Here is a 12,161-nt window from a genome sequence, read left to right as displayed (position 1 = left end):
CCGCATCCACGAGAAAGCTGAGCGCTCATGGCGACCCCCATCGGCAATGAGAAGATCGTCGAGGCTCTGCGGGCCTCGCTCACCGAGGCGAACCAGCTGCGCCGACAGAACCAGCAGCTCCTCACCGCGCACCGCGAGCCGATCGCGATCGTCGGCATGGCCTGCCGGTACCCGGGCGGGGTCGCCTCGCCCGAGGACCTGTGGCGGCTGGTGAGCACGGGCACCGACGCCATCGGCGAGTTTCCCGGGGACCGTGGCTGGGACGTGGAGGGCATCTACGACCCGGAGCCGGGCGTGCCGGGCAAGAGCTACACGCGGGAGGGCGGCTTCCTCTACGAGGCGGCCGAGTTCGACGGCGAACCCTTCACGATCGCGCCGCGCGAGGCGCTGGCGATGGACCCGCAGCAGCGGCTGCTGCTGGAGGCCACCTGGGAGGTGTTCGAGCGGGCCGGCATCCCGGCGGAGGAGATGCGCGGCAGCCGGACCGGCGTGTTCGCGGGCCTGATGTACCACGACTACGGCAGCCGCCTGTCGCGGGTGCCGGACGAGGTCGGCGGGTACGTCGGCACCGGCACCGCGGGCAGCGTCCTGTCGGGGCGGGTGGCCTACTCCTTCGGTCTTGAGGGTCCGGCGGTGACGGTGGACACGGCGTGTTCGTCGTCGCTGGTGGCGTTGCACCTGGCGGCGCAGGCGCTGCGCAACGGCGAGTGCGACATGGCGGTGGCCGGTGGTGTCACCGTCATGTCGACACCGGCCACGTTCGTGGAGTTCGGGCGGCAGCGCGGGCTCGCGGCGGACGGCCGGTGCAAGTCGTTCGCGTCGGCTGCGGACGGGACGGGCTGGGGCGAGGGTGTCGGCGTTCTGTTGGTGGAGCGGCTGTCGGACGCGCGGCGCAACGGGCACCGGGTGCTGGCGGTCGTGCGCGGCTCCTCGATCAACCAGGATGGTGCGAGCAATGGTCTGACGGCCCCTAGCGGGCCGTCGCAGCAGCGCGTCATCCGTCAGGCGCTGGCCGCCGCCGGGCTCACGACGAACGACGTCGACGCGGTGGAGGCGCACGGGACGGGCACCTCGCTGGGTGACCCGATCGAGGCGCAGGCGCTGCTGGCGACGTACGGGCAGGGGCGGCCGGAGGACCGTCCTTTGTGGCTGGGGTCGATCAAGTCGAACATCGGTCACACGCAGGCGGCTGCGGGTGTGGCGGGCGTCATCAAGATGGTGATGGCGATGCGGGCGGGTGTGCTGCCGCCGACGCTGCACGTGGACGAGCCGTCGGAGTTCGTCGACTGGTCGGCGGGCTCGGTGGAGCTGCTGACGCGGGGCCGGGAGTGGCCGGAGACGGATGACCGTCCGCGGCGTGCGGGTGTGTCGTCGTTCGGGATCAGTGGCACGAACGCGCACGTGGTGATCGAGGAGGCGCCGGAGGACGCGGTGCCGGGCCCGGTCGTGGTCCCCGGGGAGAAGCTGCCGACGGTGCCGTGGGTGGTGTCGGCGGCGACGACCGAGGCGTTGGCGGCGCAGGCCGGGCGCCTGGCGGACGCTGTGGGTGAGTTGGACGCGGTGGATGTGGGTTGGTCGTTGGTGTCGGGTCGGGCTGAGCTGTCGCACCGTGCGGTGGTGTGGGGTCGGGACGGCGAGGAGTTGCTGGCCGGTCTGCGGTCGGTCGCGGACGGCGCGCCGGTGGGTGGTGTGGTCGAGGGTCGTCTGGCTGTTGTGTTCACGGGTCAGGGTGCGCAGCGTGCGCGGATGGGCGCTGGGCTTGCGGCTGGGTTCCCGGTGTTTGCTGAGGCGCTTGCCGAGGTGTGTGCGGGCTTTGAGGGTCTGTTGCCGCGTCCGCTGGCTGAGGTGTTGGGCGCGGAGCCGGGCAGTGACACGGCCGCTTTGCTGGATCAGACCGTCTTCACGCAGGCTGGTCTGTTCGCGGTGGAGGTGGCCGCGTGGCGGCTGGCGGAGTCGTTCGGTGTCCGTCCTGACTTTGTGGCGGGTCATTCGATTGGTGAGATCGTCGCCGCGCACGTGGCGGGGGTGTTCGATCTGGCGGACGCGTGCCGGCTCGTGGCCGCGCGTGGGTCGTTGATGCAGGCGCTGCCTGCGGGCGGCGGGATGCTGTCCGTCCAGGCCACCCTCGACCAGGTCCGCGAGACGCTCGACGGCATACCCGGCGTCGACGTCGCCGCCGTCAACGGCCCGACCTCCGTCGTGCTCGCCGGCCCCACCGCCGAGCTTGAGCAGGCGGGCTGGGCCTTCGCCGACGCCGGGGTGAAGACGCGCCGCCTGACGGTCTCCCACGCGTTCCACTCCCACCTCATGGAGCCGATGCTGGCCGAGTTCGGCCGCGTCGCGGGAGAGGTCGCCTACCAGACGCCCCGGCTCCCGATGGTGTCCAACGTGACCGGCGAACTCGTCGACGCCGAACTCGCCGAGGCCGAGATCGCCACGCCCGAGTACTGGGTGCGGCACGTGCGGGAGACCGTCCGGTTCGCCGACGGCGTCACCGCCCTTCGCCGCGCGGGCGCCGTCACGTTCCTGGAGCTCGGCCCCGACGCCACGCTGACCGCGATGGGCGCCGAGTGCCTCGACGCGGGCGACACGACCGCCGCGTTCGTCCCCTCCGCCCGCCGGGACCGGGACGAGGTGGAGAGCTTCACCGCCGCCCTCTCCCGCCTGTGGACCCGCGGCGTCCACGTCGACTGGCGCACGGCCTTCGCCGGACGCGCCGTCCACCGCGCCGAGCTGCCGACCTACGCCTTCCAGCACCAGCGCTACTGGCTTCAGGACGAGGACCCCGGGGCCGTCCACCCCGAATCCCTCGCGGTCGACCCGGAGGAGGCGCGCTTCTGGGAGGCGGTCGAGCAGCAGAACCTCGCCGCCCTCACCGACGCCCTCCAGGTCGACGGCGACGAGCCGTTGCGCGACGTGCTGCCCACGCTGTCGGCCTGGCGCCGCGAGCGTCGCGAGCGCAGCCTTCTCAACGACTACCGCTACCAGGTCTCCTGGCGGCCCGTCGAGGCGCCCGCCGCCTCGCTCGACGGCACGTGGCTGCTCGTGGTGCCCTCCGCGCCGACCGCGCCCCGGCTCGTCGACGCCTGCCGCACGGCCCTCACCCGCCACGGCGCCCAGGTGCTGACGCTCACCGTCGACCCGGCCCACGCCCACCGCATGGAGCTCGCCGACGAACTCGGCGAGGTGCTGCTGGACCTGGCGCCGCGGCCCGCCGACGGCGAACAGCCCGGCGCCCCCGAGGCCGCCGTCGCCGGCGTCCTGTCGCTCCTCGCCCTCGAGGACGGCACCGACCTCGCCGCCGACGAGCTGCCCCACGGACTGTCCGCGACCGTCGCGCTGGCGCAGGCCCTGGCGGACGCCGCCGTGACCGCCCCGCTGTGGTGCGTCACCCGTGGCGCGGTCGCCGCCGCGCCGGGCGACCCGGCGCCCGACGCCGCGCAGGCCATGCTCTGGGGCCTCGGCCGCGTCGTCGGCCTCGAAGCGCCCGAACGCTGGGGCGGCCTGCTCGACCTCCCCGACGACCTCGACGAGCACGAGGACATCGACGGCCGCGGCGCCCGGCTCCTGGCCGGTCTGCTGTCCGTCCGTGGCGGCGAGGACCAGGTCGTGGTGCGCCGCTCCGGCGTGCTCGCCCGCCGCGTCGTCGCCGCCCCGGCGGCGCCGGAGGCCGGCGACACCCCGTGGCCCCCGGCCGGCACCGTGCTCGTCACCGGAGGCACCGGCGGCCTCGGCGCCGAACTCGCGCGCTCCCTCGCCGCGGCCGGCGCCGACCACCTGCTGCTCCTGAGCCGCCGCGGCCCCGACGCGCCCGGCGCCGCCGACCTCGCCGAGGAACTCCGCGCGTCCGGCACCGAGGTGACGATCGCCGCCTGCGACGCCGCCGACCGCGACCGCCTGGCCGAGGTCCTGGCCGACATCCCGGCCGAGCACCCGCTGCGCTCCGTCGTCCACGCGGCCGGCGTCCTCGACGACGGCGTCCTGGACGCGCTCACCCCCGAGCCCATGCGGCGGGTGCTGCGCCCCAAGGTGACCGCGGCGCTCAACCTCCACGAGCTGACGCGCGACCACGAGCTGTCGTCGTTCGTGCTGTTCTCCTCCTTCGCCGGCACCTTCGGCTCCCCCGGCCAGGCCGCCTACGCGGCGGCGAACGCGTTCCTCGACGCCCTCGCCGAGCAGCGCCGCGCCGCCGGGCTGCCCGCCGTCTCCGTCGCCTGGGGCCCGTGGGCCGGCGCCGGCATGGCCGGCGAGACCACGGTGGAGCGCGGCATGCGCCGCACCGGCCTGACGCCGCTCGTGCCGGAGCGGGCGCTCGCGGCGCTTCGGCAGGTCGTCCGGGACGGGGACCCCTCGCTGACCGTCTTCGACGTCGACTGGGAGCAGTTCGCCACCGTCTTCACCGCGCTCCGGCCGAGCCCGCTGCTCGCCGAGCTGCCCCAGGTGCGGCGGCTGGCGGAGCGCGGCGCCGGGGCCGGCGCCGAGGCCACCGAGCAGTCCGGCGAACTCCTGCGCCGCCTGGCCGCGCTGCCGGGCACGGAACGGGAGCGCGCCATCGTCGAGCTGGTGCGCGGCCAGGTGGCGGCCGTCCTCGGCTACGCGAGTGGCCAGGCCATCGCCCAGGACAAGCCGTTCAAGGAGCTCGGCTTCGACTCGCTCGCCGCCGTCGAGCTCCGCAACCGGCTGATCGCCACCACGGGCCTGACCCTGCCGGCCACCCTGGTCTTCGACCACCCCACCTCGCTCGCCGTCGCCCGCTACCTGAAGGCCGAGCTGCTGACGGACGACCAGCCCGCCGGCCAGGCCGCCGCACCCCGCGCCGCCGCCAGGTCCGGGGCGGGCACGACGGACGAGCCGATCGCGATCATCGGCATGGCCTGCCGCTTCCCCGGCGGCGTCGCCTCCCCCGAGGAGCTGTGGCGCCTGGTCGCCGACGGCGGCGACGCCATCACGCCCTACCCGGCCGACCGCGGCTGGAACATCGACGACTACTACGACCCGGACCCCGACCGGCCCAACACCACCTACAGCCGCGAGGGCGGCTTCATCGACGGCGCCGGCGACTTCGACGCCGCCTTCTTCGGCATATCGCCGCGCGAGGCGCTGGCGATGGACCCGCAGCAGCGGCTCCTGCTCGAAGCGTCCTGGGAGGCCATCGAACGCGCCGGCATCGACCCGACCACGCTGCGCGGCAGCCAGACCGGCGTGTACACCGGGCTCGTCGCCCTCAGCAGCAGCCTGTCGACCTCGCCCGCGCAGATCCCCGACGAGCTCGGGGGCGTGATCGGCACCGGCAGCGCGGCCAGCGTCGCCTCCGGGCGCGTCGCCTACTCCCTGGGCCTGGAAGGGCCCGCCATGACGGTGGACACGGCCTGCTCGGCCTCGCTGGTGGCCCTCCACCTCGCCGCCCAGTCCCTCGGCCGCGGCGAGAGCGACCTCGCGCTGGCCGGTGGCATCACGATCCTCAGCACCCCGGCGATGTTCGTGGAGTTCAGCCGCCAGCGCGGCATCGCCCCCGACGGCCGCTGCAAGGCGTTCGCCGCGTCGGCCGACGGCTTCGGCCCGGCGGAGGGCGTCGGGATGCTGCTGCTGGAGCGGCTGTCGGACGCGCGGCGCAACGGCCACCGCGTCCTCGCGGTCGTGCGCGGCTCCGCGATCAACCAGGACGGCGCCAGCAACGGCCTGACCGCGCCGAACGGGCCCTCGCAGCAGCGCGTCATCCGGCAGGCGCTGGCCAACGCGGGCCTGGCGGCGGGCGACGTCGACGCCGTCGAGGCCCACGGCACCGGCACCTCGCTCGGCGACCCGATCGAGGCGCAGGCCCTGATCGCCACCTACGGCCGTGACCGGGCGGAGGACCGACCGCTGTGGCTCGGCTCGGTGAAGTCGAACATCGGTCACACGCAGGCGGCGGCCGGCGTCGCGGGCGTCATCAAGATGGTGATGGCGATGCGTGAGGGCGTCCTGCCGCCCACGCTCCACGTCGAGGCGCCGTCCCCGCACATCGACTGGTCGGCCAGCCCGGTGTCGCTGCTCACCGCCTCCCGTCCGTGGACCTCCGAGGGGCGTCCGCGCCGCGCCGGCGTGTCGTCGTTCGGCATCAGTGGCACCAACGCCCACGTGATCCTGGAGGAGGCCGAGCCGGAGCAGGAGGAGGTCAGCACCCCGGAGGGGCCCGTCGTCTTCTCGCCGCCCCTGCTGCCGTGGGCGCTGACGGCCCGGGGCGGCGCCGCCCTGCGGGCGCGGGCCGGTGCCGTGTCGCGCGACGTGGCGGCCCACGCCAAGGACCCGGCCGCCCTCGGGTACGCGCTGCTCACGCAGCGGTCCGCGTTCGAGGACCGCGCGCTGGTGTGGGGCCGGGACCTCGCCGAACTGCGGGCCGGCGCCGACACCCTCGCCGCCGACCCCGACGCCCTCCCCGGCGCGGACGGCGACGCCACGGCGACGGCCGCCGTGGCCGACCGCGCGGGGAACGTCGTCCAGGGCACCGCCGACCTGGCCGGCGGCGTCGCGTTCGTCTTCCCCGGCCAGGGCTCGCAATGGATCGGCATGGCCAGGGACATGCTGGCCGGCTCCCCGGTGTTCGCCGCCCGCATGGCCGAGTGCGAGGCCGCGCTCGCGCCGTTCGTGGACTGGTCGGTCACCGAGGTGCTCACCGACGACTCCGACCCGGGCTGGATGGAGAACGTCGAGGTGCTCCAGCCCACGCTGTGGGCCGTGATGGTCTCCCTGGCGGCGGTCTGGGAGGCCCTCGGGGTCGTGCCGTCGGCGGTCATCGGGCACTCCCAGGGCGAGCTGGCCGCCGCCGCGGTCGCCGGCGCCCTCAGCCTGGAGGACGCCGCCCGCGTCATCGTGGCCCGCGCCGCGCTGGTCGTGCCGACCAGGGACAGCGGCACCCTCCTGACGGTCGCCGCCGGCCGCGACCGCGTCGACCCCTGGCTGGAGCGCTGGCCCGGCCAGCTGTCGGTGGCCGCCGTCAACGGGCCCTCCAGCGTCGTCGTGTCCGGCGCGTTCGACGCCCTCGACGAGCTGGCGGAGCTGCTGGCCGCGGAGGGCGTCTGGTGCCGCCGCGTGCCCGGCACCCACCCCGCGCACTCCCCGCAGATGGAGGCGCTGCGGGAGGACCTGCTGGCGGCCACCGCGCCGGTGCGGCCACGCGCCTCCCGCGTGCCGGTCGTCTCCACGGTCACCGGAGCGGTCCACGACGGCGAGGCCATGGACGCCGACTACTGGTACGCCAACCTCCGCGAGACCGTCGAGTTCGAACGCGCCCTCGGGACGGCCCTCGACCTCGGCTGCTCCGCCCTCGTCGAGATCAGCCCGCACCCGGTGCTGAACGTCGGCATGCAGGAGATCATCGACGCCCACGGCGCCCACGCCGTCGCCGTCGGCACGCTGCGCCGCGCCGAGGACGGCCCCCAGCGGTTCGTCACCAACGCCGCCAGCCTGTGGACGCGCGGCGTCCCCGTCGACTGGCGGGCCCTCTACCACGGCCGCACCCTGCGCCGCGTCGACGTGCCGCCCTACCCGTTCCAGCGGCGCAGGTACTGGCTGAACGCCGCCGCCGCGAGCGGCGACCCCGCCGGCCTCGGCCTCGGCGACACCGGCCACCCGCTGCTCGGCGCCGCCGTCAGCCTCGCCGCCGGCGACGGGCTGCTGCTGACCGGCCGGCTCTCCGCGCAGACCCACCCGTGGCTGGCGGAGCACACCGTCGCCGGCCACGCCCTCCTGCCGGGCTCGGTGCTCACCGAGTTCGCCGTCCGCGCCGGCGACGAGGTCGGCTGCGGGCACGTCCGCGAGCTGCTGCTGCTCGCGCCCCTCGCCCTGCCGGGCCGGGGCGGCGTCCGGGTGCAGATCGTGGTGGGCTCCACCGCCGGCGACGACGGCCGCGAGCTGCGGATCTACTCGCGGCCCGACGACGCCCCCGCCGACCAGCCCTGGACGCTGCACGCCGAGGGCACGCTCGCCCCGGAACCGGCCGACGCCCCGCCCGCGGAGGCGACGACGTCCGACCCGGCCGCCTGGCCGCCGCTGGGCGCGGAACCCGTCGACGTCACGGACTTCTACGCCGTCGCGCGGGCCGCCGGCTACGGCTACGGCCCGGCGTTCCAGGGCCTGACCGCGGTGTGGCGGCGCGGCGAGGACATCCTCGCCGAGGCCAGGCTGCCGGAGGCGCAGCGCTCGGAGGCCGCCCGCTACGGCCTCCACCCCGCCCTCCTCGACGCCGCCCTGCACGCCGCGGGCGTCGCCCTCGACGGCACGACCGAGCCGGGGACGCTGCGGCAGCCCATGGCGTGGAACGGCGTGACGCTCCACGCCACCGGCGCCACCGAGGTACGGGTCAGGCTCGCCCCCGTCGGCCAGGACAGCCTGCGGATCACCCTCAGCGACCCGGCGGGGCTGCCGGTCGCGACCGTCGACACCCTGGTCCAGCGCACCGTCGACGCCGAGCAGCTCGCCCGCGCCCTCGCGGACGCTGCGCGCGCGGGCGGAGGCGACGGCCCCGCCCTCCTCGTCAGGGAGTGGACGCCGCTGGCGACGCCGCCGGTGGACGAGCCGCCGGCCGGCCGGCGCTGGGCGGTCCTCGGGCACGACGGGCTCGGCGTCGGCGCCGCGATCCAGGACGGCGGGCACGCCGTGGACTCCTACACCGACCTGGACGCGATCCTCGCCGCCCTCGACGTGGGCATCCCGGCGCCGGAGTTCGTCCTCGCCGTCCACGCCCCCCGGCCCGCCACGGGACGCGACGGCCACGACGGTCTCGGCGGCATCGACGGCGACGGCGACGGCGACGGCGTCGGCGACGGCGCGGCCGAGGAGGCCGCGCGGCTGCTGGAGCGGTGGCGCGCGGAGGAGCGACTCGCCGACTCACGGCTCGTCGTGGTCGTCAACGGCACCCTCGCCACCACGCCCGACGCGGAGCCCGCCCACCCCGCCGGCTCGGCCGTCTGGCAGCGCGTCCACGCCGCCCAACACACCACGCCCCACCGCTTCCTGCTCGTCGACCTCGACGGCCCCCTCGCCGCCGACCTGCTGCCGGAGGCCGTCCCGGCCGCCCTGGCCGCGAACGAGCCGAGGCTCGCCGTGCACGGCGAGACGGTCCTCGTCCCCCGCCTCCACCGGGCGCTGCCCCCCGCCGCCCCCGGCGCCGACGACCCGCGCCGCGCCGCCCTCGGCGGCACGGTGCTGCTGACCGGCAGCGGCCCCCTGACCGCGGCCGTCGCCCGCCACCTGGCGTCCGAGGCCGCCCCGCGCCGCCTGACCGTCGCCGGTCCCGACGCCGAGGGCCTCACCGCCCTCGCCGCCGAACTCAGCGCGCTGCCGGTGGACCTGGAGACCGTGGTGGGCGACCCCGTGGACGCCGCCTGGCTGGCGGCCGTCCTCAAGGGCGCCGCCGCCGAGGAACCCCTCACCGCCGTCATCGACACCAGCGGCAGCGTCGAGGCGGTCCATCACCTCGACCGGCTCACCGCCGACCTGCCGCTCGGCGCGTTCGCCTGCTGCACCGGGCGCCCCGAGCCGCGCGTCGAGGCGCTCGCCCGGCGCCGCCGCGCCCATGGCCTGCCCGCCCTGGCCCTGTCGGGTGTCGACCTCCCCTCGGACGCCGCGACCGAGCCCGCCGACGAGGCGCTGGCCCAGGCGTTGCCGCAGGCCCTGACCCTCGACCGGCCCGCCGCCGTCGTCACCCGGCTCGACGGCGCCGCCCTGCGCCGCGCGTCCGACGCCGGCACCCTCCCCGCCGAACTCCGCGCCCTCGCGGCGGCCACCGAGACCGCCCCACCGGGCCGCCGCGTCGCCGCGGGCGGCACGGGCCCGGCCGCCGGCACCGACGGCGGCGAGGCACTGGCCCGCCGCCTGGCGGACCTCACCGAGGCCGACCGCGAACGCGCCCTCACGCTGCTGGTGCGCCAGCAGATCGCCGCCGTCCTCGGCCACTCCTCGGCGCAGGAGGTCGACCCCGAACGCCCCATCAAGGACCTCGGCTTCGACTCGATGATGGCCGTCCAGCTGCGCAACCGGCTCGTCGCCGAGACCGGACTCGACCTGCCCACCACCCTGGCGTTCGCCCACCCGACCCCGGCCGCCCTGGCCGGCTACCTCGGCGGCCGTCTCCAGCCGACCGACACCGTCGGCAGCCGCCTCCTCGACGAGATCGAACGTCTCGACGTCGCCCTCGCCGCACTCGACGCGGACCACACCGACCGCTCCCGGATCGCGAAGCGGCTCCAGGCCCTCGCCTGGCGCCTGGGCAGCCGGCCGGACGCGGACGACACGCCCGCCGAGGCCGTCCTCGACGACACCGTCCTCGACTCGGTGACCGACGACGAGATGTTCGAACTGATCGATCGGGAGCTGGGTGAGCTCTGACCAGCCCGTCGGCACCCGGCCACCCGCCGCGCCCGACCCCTCCCACCACCTCCCGACGTTCCGCCCCGCCCCGTAGGAAGTGCCGACGATGTCGACCACAGAAGCCAAGCTCCGTGACTATCTGAAGCGGGTCACCGCAGACTTCAGCCAGCTCCGCCGGCGCATGCGCGACCTCGAGGCCCGGCAACACGAGCCGATCGCCATCGTGGGCATGGCCTGCCGGTTCCCCGGCGACGCCGACTCCCCCGACGGGCTGTGGCGGCTGGTCAGCGAGGGCAGGGACGGCATCACCCCGTTCCCCGACGACCGCGGCTGGCCCGACGACCTCTACGACCCGGACCCCGACAAGCCGGGCAGGACCTACGTCGTGGAGGGCGGCTTCCTGCCCGACGCCGGCCACTTCGACCCCGAGGCGTTCGGCATCTCCCCCCACGAGGCCCTCGCGATGGACCCGCAGCAGCGGCTCCTGCTGGAGGCGTCCTGGGAGGCGTTCGAACGGGCCGGGATCCCGCCGATGTCGCTGCGCGGCAGCCGCACCGGCGTGTTCGCGGGCGCCGTCTCCTCCGACTACGTCGCCGGCCGCGCCGTGCCGCCCGGCGTGGACGGCTTCATGGCCACCGGCACCATGGCCAGCGTCATCTCCGGACGGGTCGCCTACACCCTCGGACTCCACGGCCCCGCGGTCACCGTCGACACCGCCTGCTCCTCGTCGCTGGTCTGCCTCCACCTCGCGGTGCAGGCACTGCGTCAGGGCGACTGCGACCTCGCCCTCGCGGGCGGCGTCAACGTGATGCCCACCCCGACCCCCTTCACCGGCTTCAGCCAGCAGCGTGGACTCGCGGCCGACGGCCGGTGCAAGACGTTCTCCGCGAAGGCCGACGGCACCATCTGGTCGGAGGGCGTCGGCATGCTGCTGGTGGAACGGCTCTCCGACGCGCGGCGCAACGGCCACCCCGTCCTCGCGCTCGTCCGGGGTTCGGCCATCAACCAGGACGGCGCCTCCAACGGACTGAGCGCGCCGAACGAGCTGGCGCAGCGCCAGGTCATCCAGGAGGCGCTGGCCAACGCCGGCCTGGGCACCGCGGACGTCGACGTCGTCGAGGCGCACGGCACCGGCACCACCCTCGGCGACCCGATCGAGGCCCAGGCGCTGCTCGCGACCTACGGCCAGGACCGGCCCGAGGACCGGCCGCTGTGGCTCGGCTCCATCAAGTCCAACTTCGGGCACGGCGGCGCCGCCGCGGGCGTCGCGGGCGTCATCAAGATGGTGCTGGCGATGCGCGAGGGCGTCATGCCGCGCAGCCTGCACATCGACGAGCCGACGCCCCACGTCGACTGGTCGGCGGGCGCGGTGTCGCTGCTCACCGAGGCGCGGGAGTGGGAGGCGGACGGGCAGCCGCGGCGGGCGGGTGTGTCGTCGTTCGGCATCAGCGGCACCAACGCCCACGTGATCCTCGAACAGCCGACGGGGGAGGAGGCCGCCAGGCCCGCCGACTCCGCCGAGTCGGGCGAGTCCGGCGAGTCGGGCGAGTCCGGTGAGGGTGGCGGGGAGCAGGCCGCCGCCGGAGCCGGCGAGGAGCGTTCCTGGCGCGGCGCGACGCTGCCGTGGGTCCTCTCGGCCCGTGGCCCGGAGGCGTTGGCGGGGCAGGCGGAGCGGCTGGCCGCTGCGGTGGGCGGGCTGGACGCGGTGGACGTGGGGTGGAGCCTCGTGTCGTCGCGGTCGGTGTTGGAGCACCGGGCGGTGGTGTGGGGTGCCGATCCGTCGGAGTTGGTCGCGGGCCTGGGCGCGCTGGGGG

At 75.9% G+C, this 12,161-nt stretch carries 2 protein-coding genes and 4 pseudogenes; all 6 read left to right on the top strand.

Annotated features, from left to right (window positions below):
- Nucleotides 1–66: 66 nt before the first annotated feature.
- Nucleotides 67–6,165, top strand: a pseudogene (locus ACTWP5_RS27795) (type I polyketide synthase); the annotation flags it as partial.
- Between the two features lie 381 nt (nucleotides 6,166–6,546).
- Nucleotides 6,547–7,401, top strand: a pseudogene (locus ACTWP5_RS27790) (acyltransferase domain-containing protein); the annotation flags it as partial.
- Between the two features lie 111 nt (nucleotides 7,402–7,512).
- Nucleotides 7,513–7,896 (top strand): annotated as a pseudogene (locus ACTWP5_RS27785) (polyketide synthase dehydratase domain-containing protein); the annotation flags it as partial.
- Nucleotides 7,891–8,442 (top strand): annotated as a pseudogene (locus ACTWP5_RS27780) (polyketide synthase dehydratase domain-containing protein); the annotation flags it as partial. The pseudogenes ACTWP5_RS27785 and ACTWP5_RS27780, both read left to right, overlap by 6 nt.
- 102 nt (nucleotides 8,443–8,544) lie before the next feature.
- A complete protein-coding gene (locus ACTWP5_RS27775; protein ID WP_443223901.1) occupies nucleotides 8,545–10,365 on the top strand; it encodes a beta-ketoacyl reductase in 1,821 nt (606 codons plus the stop codon).
- Nucleotides 10,366–10,453: 88 nt separating this feature from the next.
- Nucleotides 10,454–12,161: type I polyketide synthase (locus ACTWP5_RS27770; protein WP_443223898.1), on the top strand; the 1,708-nt coding region annotated here is incomplete at its 3' end.

Origin of the sequence: Streptomyces sp. 4N509B, assembly GCF_052245655.1 — a bacterium.
GTDB lineage: Bacteria > Actinomycetota > Actinomycetes > Streptomycetales > Streptomycetaceae > Streptomyces.
This window is presented reverse-complemented; position numbering and strand designations above follow the sequence as displayed.